Origin of the sequence: Salipiger sp. PrR002, from assembly GCF_010500775.1 — a bacterium.
Lineage (GTDB): Bacteria > Pseudomonadota > Alphaproteobacteria > Rhodobacterales > Rhodobacteraceae > Salipiger.
Map to the genome: position 1 here is coordinate 22,209 of NZ_JAAGOU010000020.1, position 21,769 is coordinate 43,977.

Below are 21,769 nucleotides of genomic sequence, written 5' to 3' on the forward strand. Positions count from 1 at the left end.
TTGATATTGGCGGAAGGCCCGCTTTCGCCCCGAGACATGAAGGAATGGACCAAATGTCGCGCGTATGCGAACTGACCGGCAAAGGCCCCATGACGGGCCACAACGTGAGCCACGCCAACAACAAAACCAAGCGTCGCTTTCTGCCCAACCTGAACGACGTTACTCTGCAGTCGGAAACCCTTGGCCGCGGCGTTAAGCTGCGCATCTCGGCTTCCGCTCTGCGTTCGGTCGACCACCGCGGTGGCCTCGACAAGTTCCTCGCCAAGGCGAAGGACACCGAACTGAGCGCCAACGCGCTGAAAGTCAAAAAAGAAATCGCAAAGGCTCAGACGGCGCAAGCCTAATCTGGTCCACAGAGATTTCCACAGCCCCGAAGCAGCCCGCTTCGGGGCTGTTTTCGTTTGTTTTCATGTAGTTGATCTGCTGTGCTCTGCGCGGCTGCCGAACCTTCCCCAAAAGTTATCCCCACGTCATGCCCTTGCGTCGCCTCTGGGGATGGTTCACGAAACCGCTGTAAGCTTCGGTGTTTGGGGAGGAATGTTAAACATGCAGGTGAACCTTTTTGCGGCGATGGCGCTCGCGCTGTCCACAGTGGCTGCCGGACACGCCAAGGCTGAGATCATTGTCGAGGATGCCTACGCCCGCGCGGCCATGCCCTCGGCGCCCACCGGCGCGATCTTCATGACGTTGCGCAACGACGGCCCCGAGGACGAGCGACTCGTTTCGGTTGAGTCGGACGCCGCCGCCAAGACCGAGCTTCACACTCATATCGCAGGCGAGGATGGCGTGATGCGGATGCGCCCGATCGAGGGCGGGCTGGTGATTCCCGGCGGTGGTAGCCACGCGCTGGCCCGCGGCGGCGACCACGTCATGCTGATGGGCCTCACCCACCCGCTCGATCAGGGCACGCAGATCGGCCTGACGCTGGGGTTCGAGTCGGGCGAAGAGATTCGCGTCGACGTGCCAGTCGATCTGGAGCGCTGAGCTTCAGCCCGCCAGCAGGTCCTCAACCCAAAGCGGCACGATCCGGCTCGCCGGTCCGACCCGGTGCTCGGCAAAGAGCCGCGAGCCGTCGCTGTCGGCGAGGTTGAGCTCCACCGTATGGGCTCCGGCATAGGTCGCCTCCTGCACGAAGCCAGCGGCGGGATAGACCTGCCCGGAGGTGCCAATCGCGGCAAAGAGATCGCAGCTTTCGAGGTGCTCGGCGATCTCGTCCATGTAATAGGGCATCTCGCCGAACCAGACGATGTCGGGGCGAGTCGCGGCGCGCCCGCAAGTAGGGCAGGGATCGGCAGGGGCCATGACCAGCGGCGCCGTCCAGCGAGACCCGCAGACGGCGCAGAGCGCGCCTTCAAGCGCCCCATGCATGTGCAGCGCCGCGGCGCCCGCCGCCTCATGCAGCCCGTCGACGTTCTGCGTCACAAGGATCACCTCGCCCGCATGCTCGCGCTGCAGACGCGCAAGGGCGGCATGGGCCGCGTTGGGCGTGGCCTCGGCGGCCTGCGCGCGGCGGGCGTTGTAGAAATCATGCACCAGCGTGGGGTTGCGGGCAAAACCCTCGGGCGTGGCCACATCCTCGATCCGGTGCTGCGCCCAAAGCCCGCCCTCGTCGCGGAAGGTGCCCAGCCCACTTTCGGCAGAGATGCCCGCCCCGGTGAGAATGACGATCTTGCCCAGCTTTGCCAATTTGTCCGTCTCCTGCTTTGCGCCTGCGGCGTGGACAGGCTATCACCGGCCCCGGAAGGAGACCCGCATGGCTTACCGTATCCTCTTTGTCTGCTTGGGCAATATTTGCCGCTCTCCCTCAGCCGAGGGGGTGCTGCGTGTGAGGGCCGCAGAGCGCGGCGTCGCGCTCGAGATTGACAGCGCCGGCACCGGAGACTGGCATGTGGGCGAGCCGCCCTACGGGCCGATGCAGCGCGCGGCGCGGACCCGCGGCTACGATCTGTCGCGGCTGCGCGCGCGGCAGGTGGCGGCCGAGGATTTCCACCGCTTCGATCTCATCATCGCCATGGATCCGTCGAACCTCGAAAATCTTGAGCGCCTGCGCCCGGCACAGGGTGGGGCCGAGCTGCGCCTCTTCACCGATTACGCGCCGGGCAGTGGCGCCACCGAGGTGCCCGATCCCTACTACACACGCGATTTTGACGGCACGCTCGAGCTTATCGAACGCGCCGCAGAGGGTCTGCTGGACGTACTTTCGCGCTGAGGCGCTGTTGCGCCGAAGGATCGCCTCAGATGGTGTGCGCTGCGGCGGGTGGACAGCCCGCGCGGCATGCGCCATTGAGACGCTAGGTAATATCAAGGCGCATCAGGCGTCGGGGCAGATCGAAGGGTAGTAGAATGGCAAACGGAACCTTTGCGGTGCTCATGCTGATCGCGGGTCTCAGCGACATGGGCGTCAACTATTGCGGCACGTCGAGCGGCTGCGTCGGCAGCAGCGAAACCTCGCCGCGGCTCGCCTTCTCGGCAGGCTCGGTGGTCGAGCGCCACGCCGAAGCGAAGCCCGAGGTCTATCTGCGCTACGATTTCGGTCGCAAGTTCGGCCCCTTCGGTCAGGCCATTGGCGTGTCGCTGGCCGAGGATGGCGAAAGCTGGATCGGCTATGGTGCGACGTGGAACACGGCGCTCGGCAACACGCCCTTCTACGCCGAATTGCACGCCATGCCGGGGCTTTATGCCGACAACGGCGGGTTTGACCTTGGCGGTCCGATCGAGTTCCGCTCGGGGATCGAACTGGGCTACGAGAACCGCATGGGCTGGCGCTTTGGCCTCAGCTACGATCACCGCTCGAACGCCGACATCTACGACAACAACCCCGGCATCGAGACGGTTCAGTTCCGGGTCAGCATCCCGACCCGCTGAGCGCGCATTTCCGCCGAGCTTGAGACAGGCGCCCCTTTGTGGGCGCCTTTTTCTTTGTACGGCCTAACAAATTCGTCAATTTGAACGTATCGCTTTGGCGCGCCCGCGGACGCGCGGTAACATGGGCCGCAGACCTCAGAGGGGGAGAGCCCAAATGTCCGCGCATTGCTATCGCATGTCCCAGTCCATAGCCGCCTATGTCGCGCCTTTGGCCGCCTGTGCCGCGCTCCTGCTGGCGGGCACAGCGCACGCCCAGATGCAGGGCCATGGCGCAGGGGGGCACACGGGGGGGCATATGGGGGGCCAGACGGGCGCGGGCATGATGCATGGCCATGGCGCCGATGGCACCGGGCATGATGAGGTCACCATGCCGGGTCTGCGCGGTCTCAACGCCACGCCCGAGGAAAGCGCTGAGCTTGCCACCATGTTCCGTAATTTCCCCACCTTCACGCGCGAGGTCACCAATCTGCCGGACGGCATCAGGACGGTGACGCGCTCCTCCGACCCAGAGGTGATGGACGTGCTCATCAGCCATGTCACCGGGATGATCGCGAGGGTCGAGGCCGGGGATGATCCCAAGGTCTTTATCCAGAGCCCGACGCTCGACATCTTTTTCGCTCGCCCCGAGGCGATCGACACGCAGATCGAGGTGACGGACGCCGGGATCATCGTCACCCAGACCTCGGATGATCCGCAGATGGTCGCAGCGCTGCACACCCATGCTGCCGAGGTCTCGGACATGGCCGCACGCGGCATGCAGGCGGTGCACGAGCGGATGATGCATCAGGGCGGCTGAGCCGCGCCGCCGCTGAATTGCAGAAAGGCCGGGGTGATCGCCACCCCGGCCTTTCATTGTTCGCCAAATACGCAAACCCCGGCCCGCACCGCCAAAGCGGCGCCGGGCAGGGGCGCCGCGCTTACCCCAGCGCTTCGTCGCAGCGCGCGCAGGTGGACGAATAGCTGTGCGTGCCCACATCGGGGAGGATCTTCCAGCAGCGCTGGCATTTCTCGCCGTCGGCCTTTTCAAAGACCACGCCCACATTCGGCACATCGGCCATGCGGAAGGCCTCTGCCGGGGCCGGATCGGCGGTGAGCGCGACGTCGGAGGTGATGCAGATATCCTCGAAGGCGACCGACTTCAGCGCCTCCAGCATGTCCGCATCCTCCACATGCACCACCGGGGATGCCTCGAGCGAGGCGCCGATGACCTTCTCGGTACGCTGGATTTCCAGCGCCGCGGTGACTGCGCGGCGAGCGAGGCGCACCTTGCCCCATTTTTCGGCCAGCGCGGCATCTCGCCAGTCAGCGGGGGTGGCGGGGAAGTCCTGCAGGTGCACCGAGCTTTGCTCGCCCGGGAAGCGGTCCAGCCAGACGTCTTCCATGGTGAAGGGCAGCACCGGCGCGAGCCATGTGGTCAGACGGTGGAACAGCAGATCCATGACCGTGCGCGCGGCCTTGCGGCGGGCGGTGTCGCCGTCGCAGTAAAGCGCGTCCTTGCGGATGTCGAAGTAGAAGGCCGACAGGTCCACGGTGCAGAAGGTGAAGACCTGCTGGAACACGTGCTGGAAGTCATAGGCGCGGTAGCCTTCACGGACCACCTCGTCGAGCTCGGCCAGACGGTGCAGCACCCAGCGCTCCAGCTCGGGCATGTAGGCGGCGTCGACCCGGTCGCTCTCTTCGAAGTGGCCAAGCGCGCCGAGCATGAAGCGCATGGTGTTGCGCAGGCGGCGGTAGCTGTCGGCCACACCCTTGAGGATCTCCGGCCCGATCCGCTGGTCGGCGGTGTAGTCGGTCTGGGCGACCCAGAGGCGCAGGATGTCCGCGCCATACTGTTTGATCACCTCTTCGGGCACGATGGTATTGCCGAGCGATTTGGACATCTTGTTGCCCTTCTCGTCCAGCGTGAAGCCATGGGTGACCACGTTGCGATAGGGCGCGTGACCGGTGGTGCCGACCGACTGCAGCAGCGAGCTGTGGAACCAGCCGCGGTGCTGGTCGGTGCCTTCCATGTAGACGTCGGCGATGCCGTCCTTGGTGCCATCGGCGCGGTCACGCAGCACGAAGGCATGGGTCGAGCCGCTATCGAACCACACGTCGAGCACGTCGTAGACCTGCTCCCATTCATCGGCGTTGTAATCCGCACCGAGGAAGCGCTCCTTGGCGCCATCGGCGTACCAGCAATCGGCGCCCTCGGTCTCGAAGGCCTCGCAGATGCGCGCGTTCACCGCCGGGTCCTTCAGCAGGAAACCTTCGTCGGTGGGCAGCGCGCCCTTTTTGGTGAAGCAGGTGAGCGGCACGCCCCAGGCGCGCTGGCGCGAGAGCACCCAGTCCGGACGCGCTTCCATCATCGAGTAGAGACGGTTGCGGCCCGATTGCGGCGTCCATTTCACCTGATCGATGCAGGTGAGGGCGCGATCGCGGATGGTCTTGCCGTTCTCGTCCTGCCCGTCCTGCACGTCGCGGTCGATGGCGGCGAACCACTGCGGCGTGTTGCGGAAGATCACCGGCGCTTTCGAGCGCCAGCTGTGCGGGTAGGAGTGGGTGACGCGGCCACGCGCGATGATGCCGCCAGCCTCGACCAGTTTGGCGATCACGGCGTTGTTAGCTTTGCCTTCCTTGCCCTTCTGATCGAACACGCGCAGCCCGGCAAAGAACGGCACATGCGGCAGGAACTCGGATTCTTCACCCACGTTGTGGGTCATCCGGTCGATCCAGTTGCGCTTGACGAAACATTCATAGTCGTCGGCACCGTGGCTGGGGGCGGTGTGCACAAAGCCGGTGCCCGCGTCGTCGGTGACATGGTCGCCGTCGATCATCGGCACGTCGTAGTCCCAGAAGCCCTCGGCGCCGTCGACGCCGCGCAGCGGGTGGGCGAGGGTCATGCCAGACAGCTCATCGGCCGAGACGCTGCGCTTGCGCGAGACCATCTCGGGCTCAAGGCGGGCGGCTTTGAACACGTCGCCAGCCAGCTTGTCGGCCACGACGTAGAGATCGCCGACCGAGCACCAGCATTCCTCGGGGGTGCCGGTGACCTCGTAGAGGCCGTATTCGATGTCGGGGTGATAGGCGACGGCCTTGTTCGACGGGATGGTCCAGGGCGTGGTGGTCCAGATCACCACGCGCGCGCCATTAAGCTCGCCGCCCGAGACGATTTTGAACGGCACCCAGATCGTGTGCGACTTGTGGTCGTGGTACTCGATCTCGGCCTCGGCCAGCGCGGTCTTTTCGACCGGCGACCACATGACCGGCTTCGAGCCCTGATAGAGTGTGCCGTTCATCAGGAACTTCTGGAACTCTTCCGCGATCACCCGCTCGGCGTGGAACGCCATGGTCAGATAGGGATCGTCCCAATTGCCGGTGATGCCGAGGCGCTTGAACTCGTCGCGCTGGATGTCGACCCAGCCTTCGGCGAACTTGCGGCATTCCTGCCGGAAGTCGATGACCGGCACCTCGTCCTTGTTCTTGCCCTTCTTGCGGTACTGCTCTTCGATCTTCCACTCGATCGGCAGGCCGTGGCAGTCCCAGCCCGGCACATAGCGCGCATCATGGCCCATCATCTGGTGCGAGCGCACGATCATGTCCTTGATGGTCTTGTTCAGCGCGTGGCCGATGTGCAGGTGACCGTTGGCGTAGGGCGGGCCGTCGTGCAGCGTGAAGGGCGTGCGCGTGCCGTCCTCGGCCTTGTCGCGCAGCCGGTCGTAGATGCCGATCTTGGCCCAACGCTCCAGCCATTCCGGCTCGCGCTTGGGCAGGCCCGCGCGCATCGGGAATTCGGTCTTCGGAAGGTTCAGCGTGTCCTTGTAGTCAGGCGTCTGGGTGGTGGTGTCGGCGCACATGTTCTGCGGTCCCGGAAATGATGTCGGATGTCTGAGAAAGGTCGGCGCGGCGGTCCATACGCCTTGTCCCGGCGGCTCTATTGATCAGAGCGCCGGGCATGTAATTCGAATGATGATCGCATTGCGGGGCATCATGCGCGCCTTATAGGCAAGCGACTCGCGATGGTCCAGAGCTTGCGCGCGGTGCCCAAGGCTGGTGCCGAAATACACGCCATGGGCGGAAATCCCCCGGTGACGCTGCGGCAGTCCGGCGCTCTGGCGCCGCCTGGCCCGAGGCGCTGGCGGGGATCGGCCAATGCCCCAAGGGTGATTTGGCGGCTGCGCGCCGAATTCCGCGATCACGAAGGAAGTGAAGGACCCGCCGGACCAAAATGAGGTTGTTACGGGCAGACGCGGCGCACGCCGGGCTTTCGCGGCCCGAACCGGATGCGCCCATAGCGAACCCATGGAGGCTCGATGGCCTATCGTGACGAAGATCTGCCGCGTGGCGGCGCCTATGGCTCGACCCTGAGGGCAGAGCCGACCTTGCGTATTGCAGAGCCGCCGCAGACCGGCGCCTTCGGTAATTTTGCCGGGGGTCTTCTGGTGGCGGTCCTGCTTGTGCTCGGCCTGATGGTCGGGATCGGAACCCTGCGCGTGCACGGGGATGGGGACGCCCCCGCCACCGCGCCGGGGGGCGGAGCCATAAGCTCCGTTCCGGGGGAGTGAGGCGGCACCGGCGCTGCCGGCTTCCTGCGTGCGCTGGCCAATTGTGGCTGGCGTTTGGTGCGCCCCTGTCCAGCCGCAGCGGCTTCGCTGCCACTCACGGATGGTATGGGCAGGGGCTTTCTCTTTCGACTGGCCCCGCGTAACGGGGTTTGTTCAGGCCAGCGCCGCCGGTGATGGTTTCGTGATCTCTTCGGGGGCTGTCGCGGCGCTGGCCGCCCTTAAAGCGCGCCGTCAAAGCGCGAAGAGCCGCCCGACGACAAAGGCGATGCCCGCCGCCACGCCGCCGATGGCCAGCGTCTCGAGGCCCGAGCGCCACCACGGGCTGAGCGACCAGCGGCTCTTGTAGGCGCCGATCCCGAAAAAGCAGGCGAGCGTCAGCACGGTCGCCACCTCCAGAGCGTTCCCCAGCCCGAGAACGAAGGGCAGAAGCGGCACCAGCCCGGCGGCGAGGAAAGCGGCGAACGTGGCCAGCGCGGCGCGCATCGGCTGCGGGTCCACCGACGACAGCCCATGATCCCCGGCCAGCAGCTGCGTGCACCAATGCTCGGAGTTGGCGGCGATCTGCGCTGTCGCCGCCTCCAGCACCTCACCGGAGAGACCCTGCCGGGCCAGTTGCGCGCGCAGGTCGCGGCGGGCCGTTTCTGGAGCCGTGTCGATGCGCGCGCATTCCGCCTGCCGCAGCCGGTGCAGATCGTCGAGTTCCGCCTTGGTGCCCGAATAATTGCCCGCCGCCATCGAGAACCCGTCCGCCAGCACATTGGCAAAGCCAAGCGCGAGGATGATGAAGGGCGACAGCTCTGCCCCGGCCACCCCGGCGACGATGGCGAAAGTGGTCACCGAGCCGTCGATGGCACCGTAAACGATGTCGCGCAGCCGTCCGTGGCCCTCGGGCTGCGGCAGGTCGGTAGAGATGTCGGGCTGGCTGGTCATGCGGCTGGCTCCTGCTTGCGGGCATAGAGTGACCCTGCCGCAGCGCGCGCGCCTTGTCTTTGATCAACTTGCCTTTGATCACCCTGCGCCGCGATGGACGGAGCTGCCAGATGGCGCGCTCAGCCCTTGCTGCTGTCCTTCATCACCAGTCCGGCCAGCGCGGTGCGGATGATGTCGCGCACCGGCGGGCGCTTGCGGCGGATGAAGGGCAGGGGGCGGCAGACCTCGATCGCCGCGACGCCGACCCGCGCGGTCAGCGCGCCATTCACCATCCCCTCGCCGAAGCGGCGCGAGAGCTTGCCCAAAAGGCCGCCACCGAGCACCGGCTCGAGCATGTCGTCCCCGATCGCCACCGCGCCAGTGGCCACCAGATGCGACATGACCGCCCGCGTCAGCCGCCAGCTGCCCAGCGTGCCCGAGCGCCCGCCGTAGATCTCGGCGATGCGGCGGATCATGCGGATGTTGGACGAGAGCGCGGCGATCACATCGGCCAGCGCCAGCGGCACCAGCGCGGTCACCGTCGCCACCTGCCGCGCCGCCGCCTCGACCTCGCGCCGGGCGGCGCGGTCGAGCGGTTCCAGAAGTTCGGTCTCGGCCAGTCCGATCAGCCCCGAGGCGTCAAAGACCTCCTCGCCGCGCTCCTTCAGCCGCTGCCGTCCCCAGCGCGTGTCCTCGCGACCCGCGTAGAGCGACGACAGATCGCCCACCAGCTTGCGCGCGGCCTTGAGGTCTTCGGCAGCCAGCGCGGCATCGGCGGCGCGGTGCAGCGCGTCCACCTTGGCAAGCCGCGAGATTGCCGCCAGTTCCTTGACCACGATGGCCAGCGCGACCAGCACAAAAAGCCCAATGAGCACCGTCACCGCCAGCCCCAGCAGCGGCACCGAGGCAATGAGATCGGTCACGAAGCGCCACGCGGCGATCGAGATCAGCGTGGTCAACAGCGTGCCCGCCAGAGCCCAGAACCAGCGCGCCAGCTTCGAGGGGCGGCGGGCGGCGAGCGCCGCGGCGGTGGTCATCGCCTGCCCCTGCGGGCCGGGAAGGTCGGGCTCGGGCACCGGCGGTGCCTCGGACGGGCTGGCCGCCGGTCCTTGATCCTCGTCGAGATCAATCAGGATCGGGCCCTGACGCGGCGGTTTGTTCGGGGGCAGGTCGCTCATCCGCGGGCCTCCATGCTGGGGGAGGCCTGCGCCTCCCAGACGTAGAAAAGATCGGGCAGGCCCTCGTCATTGGCCGAACCGTCGCCGCGGCGCATGACCGCAAAACCCGCGCGCTCGTAGAACCGCCGGGCCTGCGTGTTGGCAACGAAGGTCCAGAGCTCCAGCCGTTCGGCGGCCTCTTTCGCCGCATCAAGCAGCGCCCGTCCGACGCCGCTTCCCTGCGCCTGCGGCGTCACGAAAAGCGCGTGCACATAGCCCTCCTCGCGGGCAAGAAAGCCCTGCAGCCGCCCGTCTTCGGCCTCGGCCACGGTGACCCAGCCGCGCGCGATCATCTGCCCGGCGTGGGCGATGTCTTCGGCGCCGCTGTGCAGCACCGGCTTCCACGGGTGCGCCGCCACCGCGTCGGAGATCATCGCACCAAGCTGGCCCGCATCGGTGGAGCGCGCCGCGCGCAAGGTGGGGACAGGCGCGCTCACAGCCGGTCCCCAAAGAGGAACTGCGCCGCGCGGTCGAGGCGGATATGCGGCGGACCCTCGCCGGGTTTCAGCGTGAGCGGGGCCGGGGCGAAGCGCATGATCTCATAGTCATCGCCCAGCCATTGTTCGGCCCCTTCGCGCGCCGGGGTCAGCAGATGCGCCGGATCCTCGGGCAGCGCACCGGGGTAGAAGGCCGCCTGCCGCCCGCGCGTGCCGTCGGGGTTCAGCAGCGTGCCGCGCACACAGTCAAGCTCGCGCCCCTCATGCGGCAGCGTCTGCTCGACGGTGGCACGCAGCGCGGCCATGGACATCGCCGAGGTTTCGGCTCCGGCGAACCGCGCACGGTCGCGGGCCTCGCGGGTCAGCGCTTCCATGATCGCGGTCAAACGCCCGTGCTGGCTGTGGTGCAGGTGGTCGGCCTTGGTGGCGGCAAAAAGGATCTTCTCCACCCGCCGTCCGCGCAGCAATTGCGTCAGCCACGCGTTGGGGCCGGGACGAAAGGCGCCGAGGATCCCGGCCATGGTGCGGCGCAGATCCTCCAGCGCCTGCGGCCCGGCGTGGATCGCGCCAAGCGCATCCACCAGCACGATCTGCCGGTCGATGCGCGAGAAGTGATCGCGGAAGAAAGGTTTGACGATCTGCGACTTATAGGCCTCGAACCGCCGCTCCATCTCGCGCCAGAGCCCGCGGCGCGCGGGATCTTCGGGCTTGGGCAGCGGCGCGAAGGTCAGCGCCGGGCTGCCTTCCTTCTCGCCGGGCAACAGGAAGCGCCCCGGCGTGCAGTCCGAAAACCCCGCCTCGCGGGCAATGTTCAGCGCCTCGGTGAAAGAGGCGGCCAGCGCCTTGGCTTTCGGCTCGGAGAACTCCTCGTTGGGATCGACCCCGCCGATCAGCGCAAGAAAAGGCTCGGCGCCGGGCCGCTGCGGCAGGCGTTTGAGTGTCGCGTCGGTCCACGCCTCAAAGCTCTGTTCGAGCAGCGAGAGGTCAAGCAGCCATTCGCCCGGGTAGTCGACGATATCGAGATGTAGGGTGCGCGGCCCCTGCAGCCCCGCCAGCATGCCCGTGGGTCGAACCTTGAGCGAGAGCCGCAGTTCGGAAACCGCGCGCGTGCTTTCGGGCCAATGCGGCGTGCGCGCGGTGAGCGCGGCGAGATGGGTCTCATAGTCGAAGCGCGGCACCGTGTCGTCGGGCTGGGGCTGCAGATAGGCGGCGAGGATGCGCGCCTCGGCCTCGGCAGCCAGCTGCGGCATGCGCCCGCGGTCGAGCAGATTGGCCACCAGCGAGGTGATGAAGACGGTCTTGCCCGCCCGCGACAGCCCGGTGACGCCGAGGCGGATCACCGGCTCGAAGAAGGTTTCAGACAGCGTGTCACTGACGTTGCCGACGCTGCGGCTGAGCGTGTCGGCAATGGTTCCGATGACCAAAGTGGAGCCCCTCGTTCTGCGTTTGATGTAACAGATAGAGGCGGATGCGCCCGGTTGCCAGTGTTGCAGGCCGAGGTTGCAGGTTTGGGTAGGTCTGGGTGGAGGGGGCGCTGCCCCCTCGGCGCTATGCGCCTCACCCCCGGGATATTTGTGCCAAGAGGAAGTGGCGTGGGTTTGCGGGGATTGCTGGGCGCGCGGCGGCGGGGTAAGGGGCAAGCCATGCCCAGATACGCGCTTTTGGTGGAATATGATGGCGGGCCCTTCGCGGGCTGGCAGCGTCAGGCGGATCAGCCCTCGGTTCAGGGGGCGATCGAAGCCGCCTTGGCGAAACTCGAAAAGCGCGATCATACGATCGCCGCCGCCGGGCGCACCGATGCGGGTGTGCACGCGCGCGGACAGGTGGCCCATTGCGACATGGAGAAGGTCTGGGATCCGTTCCGTCTGGGCGAGGCGCTGAACTTCCATCTCAAGCCCGCGCCGGTCGCGATCCGCGCCTGCGCCGCGGTCGCGGATGACTGGCACGCGCGCTTCTCGGCCATGGAGCGGCGCTATCTTTTCCGGGTGCTGGTGCGCCGCGCGCCCGCGACGCTGGAGAAGGGGCAGGTCTGGCGGGTGATGAACCCGCTGTCGCTGGAGGCGATGCGCGAGGGCGCGGCGCATCTCATCGGCCTGCATGATTTCACCACCTTCCGCTCGACCATGTGTCAGGCTGCCTCGCCGGTGAAGACGCTGGACGAATGCCGGATCGAAGCGGTCGAGACCGGCGGAGGCACCGAATACCACTTCCACCTGCGCGCCCGCAGCTTCCTGCACAATCAAGTGCGCTCGATTGTCGGCACGCTGGAGCGCGTCGGCGCGGGCAGTTGGCAGCCCGAGGATGTGAAGGCGGCGCTGCAGGCCGCCGACCGCGCCGCCTGCGGCCCAGTGTGCCCGCCCGATGGGCTTTATCTGATGGGTGTCGGCTATCCCGACAATCCCTTCGGCAGCTGAGCCCGCGTAAGGTGCTTGATTTACGCCGCGAAACCCGGCAAGAGCAGCGCCATGACGCAAGTGATCCGAATCCGACGAGCCTGAGCTCCTCCCTTCGTGCCCAATCCGGGCGCGCCGCATACGCTTGTCCGTCTGACATCCCCTTTGAAAACTTGACTTGGCCCCGGGCCCTTGGCACCAATCGGGCCTCATTGCAGAGGAAGACCCAATGATCCCCTCCGTCCTGCCGACCTATTCGCGCGCGCCGCTTCACTTCGTGAAGGGCGAAGGCTGCTGGCTGATCGAGGAGGACGGGCGCCGATTTCTCGACATGGGCAGCGGCATCGCTGTGAACGCTCTGGGCCACGCGCATCCGGCGCTGGTGGCCGCGCTCACCGAGCAGGCAAACAACCTGTGGCACGTGTCGAACCTCTATGAGATCCCGCAGCAGCAGGCGCTGGCCGACAAGCTGGTGGGTGCGACCTTTGCCGACACGGTGTTCTTCACCAACTCGGGCACCGAAAGCTGCGAGCTGGCGGTGAAGATGGCGCGCAAATACTGGTACGAGAAGGGCCAGCCCGAGAAGACCGACATCATCGCCTTCACCGGCTCGTTCCACGGCCGGTCCTCGGCGGGCATCGCCGCCGCGGGCAGCGAGAAGATGGTCAAAGGCTTCGGGCCGATCCTGCCGGGCTTCAAACATCTGCCCTTCGGCGACATGGAGGCGCTCGAGGCAGCGATCGACGAGCACACCGGCGCCATCCTGATCGAGCCGGTGCAGGGCGAAGGCGGCATCCGCCCGCTGCCCGATGACCAGCTCAAGGCGCTGCGCAAGCTCTGCGACGAGCGCGGCGTGCTGCTGATCCTCGACGAGGTGCAATGCGGCATGGGCCGGACCGGGCGTCTCTTCGCGCATGAGTTTGCGGGCATCACCCCCGACATCATGATGGTCGCCAAGGGCATCGGCGGCGGCTTCCCGCTGGGCGCGGTGCTGGCCACCGAAGAGGCGGCCTCGGGCATGACCGCGGGCACCCATGGCTCGACCTATGGCGGCAACCCGCTGGCCTGCGCCGTCGGCGGTGCGGTGATGGACGTGATCTGCGCCGAGGGCTTCCTCGACGAGGTGAGCCGCAAGGCGGGCCTCATGCGCCAAAAGCTCGAAGGCCTCGTCGCGGCCCATCCCGACATCTTCGAGGAAGTGCGCGGACAGGGGCTGATGATCGGCCTCAAGACCAAGGTCGCCCCGGGCGATTTCGTCAAGGCCGGCTATGCGCAGGAGCTGATCACCGTGCCCGCCGCCGACAATATCGTGCGCCTGCTGCCGCCGCTCAACATCACCGAGGAGGAGATCGCCGAGGCAGTTGCCCGTCTGGACGCAACGGCTGCCGCTCTGGAGGCCGCCGCCTGATCTTCCTCTTGGCAAAAATATCCCGGGGGAGTCCGCCGTAAGGCGGGCGGGGGCAGCGCCCCCACCTCCCGGCCCAACAACAAAGACCCGACAGATGAACCATTTTCTCGATATCCATAAAACCGACCCGGCGGACCTGCGGTCGATCATCGACAGCGCCAAAGCCATCAAGGACAGCCGCAACGGTCGCCCCAAGGCTATGGCCGATGACGAAACCCCGCTTGCGGGCCGCATGGTGGCGCTGATCTTCGAGAAGCCCTCGACCCGGACCCGCGTGTCCTTTGACGTGGGCGTGCGGCAGATGGGCGGGCAGAGCATGGTGCTCTCGGGCAGCGACATGCAACTTGGCCACGGCGAGACCATCGCCGACACCGCCCGGGTGCTGTCGCGCTTCGTCGACATGATCATGATCCGCACCTTCGACGAAGCGGTGCTGACCGAGATGGCCGAGTTCGCCACCGTGCCGGTGATCAACGGCCTGACCGACCGCACCCATCCGTGCCAGATCATGGCCGATATCCTCACCTTCGAAGAGCACCGCGGCCCGATCAAGGGCAAGAAGGTGGTCTGGTGCGGCGACGGCAACAACGTCTGCGCCTCCTTCCTGCATGCCGCCGGACGCTTTGGCTTCGATCTGACCTTCACCGGCCCGGTGCAGCTTGATCCCGAGATGGAATTCGTCGGGCTGGCGCGCAACGAAGGCGCCACGGTGACCATCGAACGCGACCCGTTCAAGGCGGTCGAGGGTGCCGATCTGGTGGTCTCGGACACGTGGGTGTCGATGCATGACGCGCAAAGCGCCCGCGAGCGGCGTCACAACATGCTGCGGCCCTATCAGGTGAACGAAAAGCTGATGGAGGCCGCGGGCAAGGACGCGCTCTTCATGCATTGCCTGCCCGCGCACCGTGGCGAGGAAGTGACCTCGGAGGTCATGGACGGGCCGCAGTCGGTGATCTGGGACGAGGCCGAAAACCGTCTCCACGCGCAAAAGGCGATCATGCGCTGGTGCGTCGGCGGCTGATATCGGGCCCGGGCCGCTTGTTTGGGCCGTATGCTCGGGCCGTATGCTTGGGCGAGGGGGCTCTGCCCCCGCCCGCCTGACGGCGGTCTCCCCCGGCGTATTTTGAAAGAGAAGAAGCCGGGTGGCAGCGCCCGGCTTTTTTGGTTTTTGCAGGGGGCACAAGTCATGCACTGGGCATGCACAGCCCATGTGCATCGGCGGCGCCGGGCGGGCGCTTGCCTTGGTCGCTTGTCATGGCGGCTGTTATCGCTACCTTTCGCGCAGAACGCATAGGAGGCTTCCATGGCAGACCCGCAGATCGGCATTTACGGATTGGGCACGATGGGGGCCGCGCTGGCGCTCAACATGGCCGACAATGGCATTTCCATCGCCGTCTCGAACCGCAGCGCAGATGCCATAACGGCATTTCTGAAACGTGCCGAACCCTTCGCGGCGCAGGTGCAGGCGCTGGACACGCTGGAGCAGCTTATCGAGGCGCTGCCGAAGCCGCGGCTGCTTTTGGCGATGATCCCCTCGACCGCGCCCATGGATGAGTTTCTGACCCATGTGATCCCGCTGCTGGCGGCGGGCGACACGGTGATCGACGCGGGCAACGCCGATTTCCACGCGACCCGCGCCCGCGCCGCGCAACTGGCCGAGCATGGGCTGCATTTCGTCGGCCTTGGCGTGTCGGGCGGCGAGGATGGGGCGCGGCATGGCCCGTCGATGATGTTCGGTGGCGCGATGGACAGCTGGCAGGGGCTGCAGCCGATCCTGTCGAAGATCGCTGCCCGTTTCGACGGCGCGCCCTGCGTCGACCGCATGGGGCCCGATGGCGCCGGGCATTTCGTCAAGACCGTGCACAATGGCATCGAATATGCCGACATGCAGATGATCGCCGAGGTCTATGACCTGCTGCGCAATGGCGCGGGGCTCGCGCCGGCGCAGATCGGCGCGCAGTTCACCCGCTGGAACGAAGGGCCGTTGGAAAGCTACCTCTTCGAGATCACCGGCACGGTGCTGGGCTATGAGGATGCGCTGGGCGCGGGGCCGGTGGTGGATGCCATCCTCGACCGCGCCGGACAGAAGGGCACCGGGCGCTGGACCGCGATCGAGGCGGTCAAGCTCGGCCAGTCGGCGACGATGATCGAGGGCGCGGTGGCGGCGCGGGCGTGGTCGGCGGAAAAGCCGCTGCGCGAGCTGGCCGGGGCGGCGCTCGGCAGCGACCGCGAGGCGTTTTCGCCCGAGCCTGACGATCTGGAAGCGGCGCTGCTGGCGGCGCGTATCCTTGAGTATGCGCAGGGCTTTCGGATCTTGGCGGCGGCCTCGGAGGACTATGACTGGCAGCTTGATTTTGCCCGTATCGCCGAGATCTGGCGCGCGGGCTGCATCATTCGGGCAAGGCTGCTGGACGATATCGCTAGCGCCTTCCGCGACGGCGCGCCCGAGGGGCAGCTTTTCCTCGCGCCGCGCTTTGCCGAGGTCTTCGAGGCGGGCATCCCGGCGCTGCGGCGGCTGGTGTCGCAGGGGATCGCGGCGGGCTATCCGCTGCCGGTTCTCTCTTCTGCGCTGGCCTTCTGGGACACGCTGCGCCAGCCGCGCGGCACCGCGGCGCTAATTCAGGCACAGCGTGATTTCTTCGGGCGCCACGGGTTTGACCGGGTCGACGGACAGGACGCGCATCACGGCCCTTGGTGGGACTGACCCGCTGCCCGCGTCTGGGGCTCTGCCTGTGCGCGGGACGTGTCTGACCGGAGCGCGGCGTTGCCGCTCGCGGTTTCCGGCCTAGCTTGCCTTTTCACGGAGCGCGGTCTTGATTTGAGCGTGCTTCCCGCGCAGCATTTCTGCCGAGGTGGTCTGGCCGACATAATCTGGCCAGTTTGATCGGGCCAGTTTGACCAAGGCAGGCCCCGGGCAAGAGATGAGGCGGAGCCGATGCTGTCGATGAAATACGAGCTGCTGGGCGGGCTGGGTCTGCTTGGCGCGCTCTTCGTGATTTTGGTGCAGCCCGGTTCTGAAAAAGAGCGTCTGGCGCTGAGCGCCACGATCGAGACGGCGCGCGAGACGGTCTCTTACGACGTCTTCGGGCCGCAATAGACCCGTCCCGGCGCGTGCGCTTGCCTTGTGCCCGGTGATGTTGAGAACTGCATTGCGGGTGTTCCGGCCGGGCCCCGAGTAACGAGGATAAAGACCATGTTTTCGCGCCTGACCTCCGGGGTGACCGGCCTGAAAGGGGCCGTGCTTGCCCTTCCGATCCTGCTTGCGGCCTGCACCGATCCCGCGGTGGTGGCGCAGCCTCAGAGCTTTGATGCCTCCACCGAGCTTGCCATCGCCTGCCGCCATGACGAGGCCTTGGCCACGCTCGCCAGTACCGAGGCGGCGCGCGGCGGCAGCACCAGCGCCAGCGAGTTACAGCGGGTGATCTTGCTGCGCAATGCCGGGCGGACCATGGATGCGGCCAGCGTGCTGCGCCAGCGCAACGCGCGCGACGATGTGACCGCCGAAGAGGCGGTGCAGTCTGGCACGCAGATCGAAGACGCGCTCGACAGCATCCGCGCGCAACGTGCGGCGCGCAGCGGAAGCCGCAGCTGCGGCTGACCCGCGGGGCGCTCTGGGGTCGGCGGTGCCGCGGCGCTGATGTCGCCGGGCGCGCAACTGTGGTATAACCAAGGCAGGGAGGATGCGGGCCGGACCGGTCTGCATAGTGCATAAGGACGACCCGCGGGTCCTTCCCCGGAGGAGTCGTTATGCCAACATTCATAGTGACAGGGTGCTACACGGCGGCGGCCTTGAAAGGCATGATCGCCGAGCCCAGCGACCGCGCCGAGGGCGCACGTTCGGTGGTCGAGGCCACGGGTGGCAAGATGCTTGCCTATTACGCCACGACCGGCGCGACCGACTGGATGGTGATCGTCGACGTGTCTGACGTGCACGATCTTTTGGCCAGCCTGATGGGGGTTGGAGCCTCGGGGATGGTGAGCAACATCCAGACCGTCCGGGCGTTTTCCGCCGAAGAACTCATGGACATGCAAAAGAAGGCCGGGAAGGCGGCGCAGAGCTACAAATCGCCGGGATGAGGCGGCGCGCATGATGGGGGCGGCGCTGTGCCGCCCCTGCTTTGGGGCGCCTTATTAAGCCCGAAGAACGGCGCCGGGGTTCATGATGCCCGCAGGGTCGAGCGCCGCCTTGATCGCCCGCATCGCCGCCAGTTTCGCAGGGTCGGAGTACCGCTCCAGATCGGGCACCTTCAGCCGCCCGATGCCATGCTCGGCGCTGACCGAGCCGCCCATCTCGTTCACCAGATCATGCACGCAGCGCTGCACGTCGGCGCGCTGGCTCTCATACTCCTGCTTCTTGCGGCCCTTCGGCGGGAAGACGTTGTAATGCAGGTTGCCGTCGCCGAGATGGCCAAAGCAGTTGACCCGGAAATCGCCAAGCTGCGCCAGCCGGTCCAGCCCGGTCTCGATGAACTCGGGCAGGGCGCTCAGCGGCAGCGAGACGTCATGGCTGGCGATCGCGCCGATATGGCGGTTGGCCTCGGGGATGCGCTCGCGGATGTCCCAGAACTGCTGCGCCTGCGCCTGCGACTGCGCGACGAGCCCGTCGCTGACCAGCCCCGCCTCCATCCCGGCGGCAAAGAGCGTCTCGAGCGCCGTCTCGGGGTCCATGCCCTGGGCCAGCCCCAGATCGACGAGAACGCACCAAGCCGGAGCCTCGGGCCACGGCTGGCGCAGGCCCGGCAGGGCCTCGGCGAGGAAATCGAAACTCATGCGCCCGATCAGTTCGAACGCGCTGACCATCTCGCCAAGCTGCTCGCGGGCCAAGGCCAGCAGGTCCAGCGCGGCGGCGGGGCTTTCGACGGCCAGCAGCGCGGTGCCGGTGCTGGCGGGGATCGGAGACAGTTTCAGCGCGGCGGCGGTGATCACCCCCAGCGTGCCTTCGGCACCGACCAGCAACCCGCGCAGATCATACCCGGTGTTGTCTTTGCGCAGCCGCTTCAGCCCGTGCCAGATCGAGCCATCGGGCAGCACGGCCTCCAGCCCCAGCACCTGCTCGCGGGCGTTGCCGTAGCGCAGCACGTTGAGCCCGCCGGCATTGGTCGAGAGCAGCCCGCCGATGCGCGCGGTGCCCTCTGAGGCGAGCGAGAGCGGGAACAGCCGACCGGCGTCCTGCGCGGCGCTCTGCACATCGGCCAGCACCGCGCCCGCCTCGGCGACCAGCACGTTTTCCTGCGGGTAGACGGCGCGCACCGCCGACATGCGCTCCAGCGAGATCAGCAGTGGCGCGGGGCCGTCGGGGGCAATCTGCCCGCCCACCAGCCCGGTGCCGCCGCCATAGGGAAGCACGCCGACGCGCGCCGCGTTGCAGGCGCGGACGATGGTCGAGACCTCTTCGACGGTGCGCGGCAGCGCCACCCAGCGCGACACCCCCTGCCAGCGCCCGCGCGGCTCTTCGAGGTAGCGCGGCTCGGCGCGGCGAAGCGTGTCTTTGGGCAGCGCGCGGCTCAGGGTTTCGGCAAAGCCGTCATCGGCGGCATTGAGCGGCATGTCGGACAGGGGAATTGCAGTCTGGGGCATTGCGGTCTCCGTTTCCTGCGCCCGTGATACCGCGCTCACCGGCGATGCCAAGCCCTGCGCGGGTTGCCGCGATGCGGGCGAAGCGGCGGTAGAGCGGTGCCATCAGCAGCGGCGTCAGGAACATCGGCACCTGATAGCAGCCGATGAACAGCAGCAGCGGGTCGGTGACGCCGGTGGGCAGGGCGACGAGGAACAGCCCGATGTTGCGGTTGCCGGCGATCATCGCCAGCGCCTCGAGCCCTTCGCGGCGGCCCGCACGGGCGAGCGCCCAGCCCACCAGCACCTGCGGCCCGAGGTTGGCGACGAAGGCCAGCGCCAGCCACGCCAACAGCTCGCCGGGCCGCTCGAGCAGGGCGGGCCGGATTTCCGAGGTCAGCGCCAGCACGATCACCGTCATCAGCAGCGCCGAGGCTCCGTCGAGCTGTGCCAAGGCGCGGGGGCCGGGATCGGGCAGCAGCCACGGGCGCAGGGCGAAGGCGATGCCGGTGGCCAGCAGGATCACCACCAGCAGTTTCAGCGCCGTGCCGAGGATGCCCGTCGCGCCGCCGAGCGCGGGCAGCAGGGCAAAGACCGGCAGCGTGGTCAGCGGCAGCACCAGCATTCCCAAGATCAGCAGCCGCAGCGCCGGGCCGGGATCGCCGCCGACCATCAGCGTCAGATTGGGGCTGCTGGCAAGCGGCGCGGCGGCGAGCATCAGGATCACCGACAGCGCGGCGGGGCTGTCCAGCAGGCCAAAGGGCGCCATAAGCGCCACCAGCGCCAGCGGCGCGATCAGCTGGAATGCGAGCGTGGCGCCAAGGTTGCCGCGCAGGTGCCGGGCCGCGCCAAGCGCCGCGCGCGGGCCGATGCGCAGGGCGGCGGTGAAGAGCATCACCGCCACCAGTTCCGACAGCCAAGGCCGCACAAGATGCGCCACTTCCGGCACGGCGATGCCGAAGGTCAGACCGATCAGCATCAGCCAGCGTGCGTGACGGGCAAGAAAGGGCAGTGGGCTCACGCGAAACGGTCCGGCGAGAAGGGCGCGATGTCGATATTGGGCCGCTGCGCGCTGACCAGCTGCGCCAGTAGGCGGCCGGTCTTGGGTCCGGCGGTCAGCCCCACATGGTCATGACCAAAGCCAAGGAACGCGCCGCTGAGCCCCGGCGCCGCGCCGATCAGCGGCAGCGAGTCCGAGACCGAGGGGCGATGGCCCATCCATTCGACCTCATGTTTCCACGTCAGTTCGGGCATCGCCTTGGCGATGCAGCGGCGCAGCAGCTCGAAAGGCGCCTTCGAGGGCGGCGCGTCGAGCCCGCCAAACTCGACGATGCCCGCCAGCCGCAGGCGGCCCTCCATCGGGGTGGCGACGAATTTCTGCGCGGCGAACATCACCGGGGCGCGGGGCATCATCGAGGGATCCCACAGTTCGAGGTGATAGCCGCGCTCGCTCTCCAGCGGGGCCGCGACGCCCAGACGCTTGGCCAGTGGGCCGGACCAGACGCCGGTGGTGATCACGGCGGCATCGCAGGGCAGGGTCTCGCCGCCGATGCGCAAGCCGGTCAGCGCGCCGTTCTCTTCGGCGAAATCCGTGACCTCACCGATCACCAGCCGCGCGCCGAGGCTTTGGGCATGGGTCGCCAGCGCCTTCACATAGGCGCCGGGGTCGGTGATGCGGCCATGATCCGGCTGGCGCACCCCCAGCGCAAAGCTCTCGCTCATCGCCGGATCGTAGCGCTGGAAGGCGCCGTTTTCGAGCACCTCATGGGCAAAGCCGAGCGCGCTTTTGGTCTGCCATGTGAAGGCGTCGGCCTCGAAGGCGGCGCGGTCGGGGTAGGCGTAGACGTAATCGCCCGGCACCAGCCATTTCTCGGCGGGGGTGCCCGTGGCGAGCGCCTGGTGGTCGGCAAGGCTGTCGCCGATGAGGGGCGCGATGGCACGGGCGCGGCGCAGCGCGGCCTCGGCATTGGCCTCGCCCATGTAGCGGCGCAGCCATGGCAGCAGCTTCGGCAGGTAAGGCCAGCGCAGGAACAGCGGCTGGTCGGGATCGAGCAGCATTTTCGGGGCCTTGGCCCAGAGACCGGGGCCGGGCACCGGCAGCACCGCCGCCGCCGCCAGCACGCCGCCATTGCCGTGGCTGGTGCCCGTGGCCGGGCCCTCGCGATCGATCAGCACAACCTCGTGGCCATCGCGCAGCAGCGCAATCGCGGTGCTGACGCCGACAATCCCCGCACCGATCACTGCCACCGTCTTCTTCATCTTCGGCTCCCTGCGCCCGTGTTCGCCGCCCTTGGGGGTGGTGATTTCATCGCGCGCCATAAGGCGCCGTTGCGGCAGCTTGTGCAAGGGGGGCAATGGCGCGTGTGGGACCGATGCGGGGGCGAGCTATGAGGATGAAGGGCATGGGCGCATGCATGGCTGTCCCTTCCGTCGGTGGCGTGCG

General features: G+C 67.4%; 22 protein-coding genes. 13 read left to right on the plus strand and 9 right to left on the minus strand.

From position 1 onward, the window contains the following. Positions 1–53: 53 nt before the first annotated feature. Both rpmB and G0A00_RS17880 read left to right on the plus strand, forming a co-directional pair. A complete protein-coding gene (gene rpmB, locus G0A00_RS17875) occupies positions 54–344 on the plus strand; it encodes a 50S ribosomal protein L28 (protein WP_066107943.1) in 291 nt (96 codons plus the stop codon). A gap of 202 nt (positions 345–546) precedes the next feature. Continuing rightward, complete coding sequence (locus tag G0A00_RS17880) at positions 547–984, plus strand: copper chaperone PCu(A)C (protein WP_164184290.1); 438 nt, start codon at positions 547–549, stop codon at positions 982–984. Between the two features lie 3 nt (positions 985–987). Here G0A00_RS17880 and G0A00_RS17885 read toward each other — a convergent pair whose 3' ends face one another. Beyond that, positions 988–1,677, minus strand: coding sequence for an NAD-dependent deacylase (locus tag G0A00_RS17885; protein WP_164184316.1), 690 nt, complete (start codon positions 1,675–1,677; stop codon positions 988–990). Positions 1,678–1,753: 76 nt separating this feature from the next. Here G0A00_RS17885 and G0A00_RS17890 point away from each other — a divergent pair, with 76 nt between their 5' ends. The 3 genes from G0A00_RS17890 to G0A00_RS17900 all read left to right on the plus strand — a co-directional run bounded on the left by G0A00_RS17890 (position 1,754) and on the right by G0A00_RS17900 (position 3,661). After that, positions 1,754–2,209 (plus strand): low molecular weight protein-tyrosine-phosphatase, encoded by a 456-nt coding sequence (locus tag G0A00_RS17890; RefSeq protein ID WP_164184291.1) that lies wholly within the window; start codon positions 1,754–1,756, stop codon positions 2,207–2,209. A 134-nt stretch (positions 2,210–2,343) separates the two neighbouring features. Further along, the gene (locus G0A00_RS17895; RefSeq protein WP_164184292.1) at positions 2,344–2,865 is read left to right on the plus strand and encodes an acyloxyacyl hydrolase; all 522 of its coding nucleotides are present in this window, start codon (positions 2,344–2,346) and stop codon (positions 2,863–2,865) included. 295 nt (positions 2,866–3,160) lie between these two features. Beyond that, positions 3,161–3,661 carry a hypothetical protein gene (locus G0A00_RS17900; protein WP_164184317.1) on the plus strand — a complete coding sequence of 167 codons (501 nt, stop codon included), beginning with the start codon at positions 3,161–3,163 and terminating at the stop codon, positions 3,659–3,661. Positions 3,662–3,782: 121 nt separating this feature from the next. Here the strand turns inward: G0A00_RS17900 and ileS are convergent, their stop codons facing one another. Further along, positions 3,783–6,701 (minus strand): isoleucine--tRNA ligase, encoded by a 2,919-nt coding sequence (ileS, locus tag G0A00_RS17905; RefSeq protein ID WP_164184293.1) that lies wholly within the window; start codon positions 6,699–6,701, stop codon positions 3,783–3,785. Positions 6,702–7,157: 456 nt separating this feature from the next. Here ileS and G0A00_RS17910 point away from each other — a divergent pair, with 456 nt between their 5' ends. Further along, positions 7,158–7,409, plus strand: a complete 252-nt coding sequence (locus tag G0A00_RS17910) for a hypothetical protein (protein WP_164184294.1) — start codon at positions 7,158–7,160, stop codon at positions 7,407–7,409. Between the two features lie 231 nt (positions 7,410–7,640). On the opposite strand, the gene G0A00_RS17915 is transcribed toward G0A00_RS17910, so the two are convergent. The 4 genes from G0A00_RS17915 to G0A00_RS17930 all read right to left on the minus strand — a co-directional run bounded on the left by G0A00_RS17915 (position 7,641) and on the right by G0A00_RS17930 (position 11,396). Further along, positions 7,641–8,339: a VIT1/CCC1 transporter family protein gene (locus G0A00_RS17915; RefSeq protein ID WP_164184295.1), complete on the minus strand. Its 699-nt coding sequence runs from the start codon at positions 8,337–8,339 to the stop codon at positions 7,641–7,643. A 119-nt stretch (positions 8,340–8,458) separates the two neighbouring features. Further along, positions 8,459–9,496, minus strand: a complete 1,038-nt coding sequence (locus G0A00_RS17920; RefSeq protein WP_164184296.1) for a YcjF family protein — start codon at positions 9,494–9,496, stop codon at positions 8,459–8,461. Beyond that, a complete protein-coding gene (locus tag G0A00_RS17925) occupies positions 9,493–9,972 on the minus strand; it encodes a GNAT family N-acetyltransferase (protein WP_368667713.1) in 480 nt (159 codons plus the stop codon). The genes G0A00_RS17920 and G0A00_RS17925 overlap by 4 nt, the downstream gene beginning before the upstream one ends. Further along, positions 9,969–11,396 (minus strand): YcjX family protein, encoded by a 1,428-nt coding sequence (locus G0A00_RS17930; protein ID WP_164184297.1) that lies wholly within the window; start codon positions 11,394–11,396, stop codon positions 9,969–9,971. The genes G0A00_RS17925 and G0A00_RS17930 overlap by 4 nt, the downstream gene beginning before the upstream one ends. A gap of 219 nt (positions 11,397–11,615) precedes the next feature. Here G0A00_RS17930 and truA point away from each other — a divergent pair, with 219 nt between their 5' ends. From truA to G0A00_RS17965, 7 genes are all read left to right on the plus strand, one after another. Continuing rightward, positions 11,616–12,386 (plus strand): tRNA pseudouridine(38-40) synthase TruA, encoded by a 771-nt coding sequence (truA, locus tag G0A00_RS17935; RefSeq protein WP_164184298.1) that lies wholly within the window; start codon positions 11,616–11,618, stop codon positions 12,384–12,386. 208 nt (positions 12,387–12,594) lie between these two features. Then, a complete protein-coding gene (locus G0A00_RS17940) occupies positions 12,595–13,773 on the plus strand; it encodes an aspartate aminotransferase family protein (protein WP_164184299.1) in 1,179 nt (392 codons plus the stop codon). A gap of 94 nt (positions 13,774–13,867) precedes the next feature. Beyond that, positions 13,868–14,794 (plus strand): ornithine carbamoyltransferase, encoded by a 927-nt coding sequence (gene argF, locus G0A00_RS17945; RefSeq protein ID WP_164184300.1) that lies wholly within the window; start codon positions 13,868–13,870, stop codon positions 14,792–14,794. Positions 14,795–15,076: 282 nt separating this feature from the next. Further along, positions 15,077–16,477 (plus strand): NADP-dependent phosphogluconate dehydrogenase, encoded by a 1,401-nt coding sequence (gndA, locus tag G0A00_RS17950; protein WP_164184301.1) that lies wholly within the window; start codon positions 15,077–15,079, stop codon positions 16,475–16,477. Positions 16,478–16,708: 231 nt separating this feature from the next. Then, the gene (locus G0A00_RS17955; protein WP_164184302.1) at positions 16,709–16,870 is read left to right on the plus strand and encodes a hypothetical protein; all 162 of its coding nucleotides are present in this window, start codon (positions 16,709–16,711) and stop codon (positions 16,868–16,870) included. A gap of 96 nt (positions 16,871–16,966) precedes the next feature. Continuing rightward, a complete protein-coding gene (locus G0A00_RS17960) occupies positions 16,967–17,371 on the plus strand; it encodes a hypothetical protein (RefSeq protein ID WP_164184303.1) in 405 nt (134 codons plus the stop codon). 149 nt (positions 17,372–17,520) lie between these two features. Further along, the gene (locus G0A00_RS17965; protein ID WP_066107904.1) at positions 17,521–17,850 is read left to right on the plus strand and encodes a GYD domain-containing protein; all 330 of its coding nucleotides are present in this window, start codon (positions 17,521–17,523) and stop codon (positions 17,848–17,850) included. Positions 17,851–17,904: 54 nt separating this feature from the next. Here the strand turns inward: G0A00_RS17965 and G0A00_RS17970 are convergent, their stop codons facing one another. From G0A00_RS17970 to G0A00_RS17980, 3 genes are read right to left on the minus strand one after another with little or no spacing between them, the layout of a single operon-like run. Next, the gene (locus tag G0A00_RS17970; protein ID WP_164184319.1) at positions 17,905–19,320 is read right to left on the minus strand and encodes an FAD-binding oxidoreductase; all 1,416 of its coding nucleotides are present in this window, start codon (positions 19,318–19,320) and stop codon (positions 17,905–17,907) included. Continuing rightward, on the minus strand, positions 19,298–20,347 hold the full coding sequence (locus G0A00_RS17975) for a hypothetical protein (RefSeq protein ID WP_203595428.1): 1,050 nt from the start codon (positions 20,345–20,347) through the stop codon (positions 19,298–19,300). The genes G0A00_RS17970 and G0A00_RS17975 overlap by 23 nt, the downstream gene beginning before the upstream one ends. Further along, complete coding sequence (locus G0A00_RS17980; protein WP_164184304.1) at positions 20,344–21,585, minus strand: FAD-binding oxidoreductase; 1,242 nt, start codon at positions 21,583–21,585, stop codon at positions 20,344–20,346. Before G0A00_RS17980 ends, G0A00_RS17975 begins: the two co-directional genes overlap by 4 nt. Between the last annotated feature and the right edge of the window lie 184 nt (positions 21,586–21,769).

Coding starts and splice junctions, on each gene's coding strand:
- rpmB (WP_066107943.1), top strand. CDS start 54: ATGTCGCGCGTATGCGAACTGACCGGCAAAGGCCCCATGACGGGCCAC.
- G0A00_RS17880 (WP_164184290.1), top strand. CDS start 547: ATGCAGGTGAACCTTTTTGCGGCGATGGCGCTCGCGCTGTCCACAGTG.
- G0A00_RS17890 (WP_164184291.1), top strand. CDS start 1,754: ATGGCTTACCGTATCCTCTTTGTCTGCTTGGGCAATATTTGCCGCTCT.
- G0A00_RS17895 (WP_164184292.1), top strand. CDS start 2,344: ATGGCAAACGGAACCTTTGCGGTGCTCATGCTGATCGCGGGTCTCAGC.
- G0A00_RS17900 (WP_164184317.1), top strand. CDS start 3,161: ATGGGGGGCCAGACGGGCGCGGGCATGATGCATGGCCATGGCGCCGAT.
- ileS (WP_164184293.1), bottom strand. CDS start 6,701: ATGTGCGCCGACACCACCACCCAGACGCCTGACTACAAGGACACGCTG.
- G0A00_RS17910 (WP_164184294.1), top strand. CDS start 7,158: ATGGCCTATCGTGACGAAGATCTGCCGCGTGGCGGCGCCTATGGCTCG.
- G0A00_RS17915 (WP_164184295.1), bottom strand. CDS start 8,339: ATGACCAGCCAGCCCGACATCTCTACCGACCTGCCGCAGCCCGAGGGC.
- G0A00_RS17920 (WP_164184296.1), bottom strand. CDS start 9,496: ATGAGCGACCTGCCCCCGAACAAACCGCCGCGTCAGGGCCCGATCCTG.
- truA (WP_164184298.1), top strand. CDS start 11,616: ATGCCCAGATACGCGCTTTTGGTGGAATATGATGGCGGGCCCTTCGCG.
- G0A00_RS17940 (WP_164184299.1), top strand. CDS start 12,595: ATGATCCCCTCCGTCCTGCCGACCTATTCGCGCGCGCCGCTTCACTTC.
- argF (WP_164184300.1), top strand. CDS start 13,868: ATGAACCATTTTCTCGATATCCATAAAACCGACCCGGCGGACCTGCGG.
- gndA (WP_164184301.1), top strand. CDS start 15,077: ATGGCAGACCCGCAGATCGGCATTTACGGATTGGGCACGATGGGGGCC.
- G0A00_RS17955 (WP_164184302.1), top strand. CDS start 16,709: ATGCTGTCGATGAAATACGAGCTGCTGGGCGGGCTGGGTCTGCTTGGC.
- G0A00_RS17960 (WP_164184303.1), top strand. CDS start 16,967: ATGTTTTCGCGCCTGACCTCCGGGGTGACCGGCCTGAAAGGGGCCGTG.
- G0A00_RS17965 (WP_066107904.1), top strand. CDS start 17,521: ATGCCAACATTCATAGTGACAGGGTGCTACACGGCGGCGGCCTTGAAA.
- G0A00_RS17970 (WP_164184319.1), bottom strand. CDS start 19,320: ATGCCGCTCAATGCCGCCGATGACGGCTTTGCCGAAACCCTGAGCCGC.
- G0A00_RS17980 (WP_164184304.1), bottom strand. CDS start 21,585: ATGAAGAAGACGGTGGCAGTGATCGGTGCGGGGATTGTCGGCGTCAGC.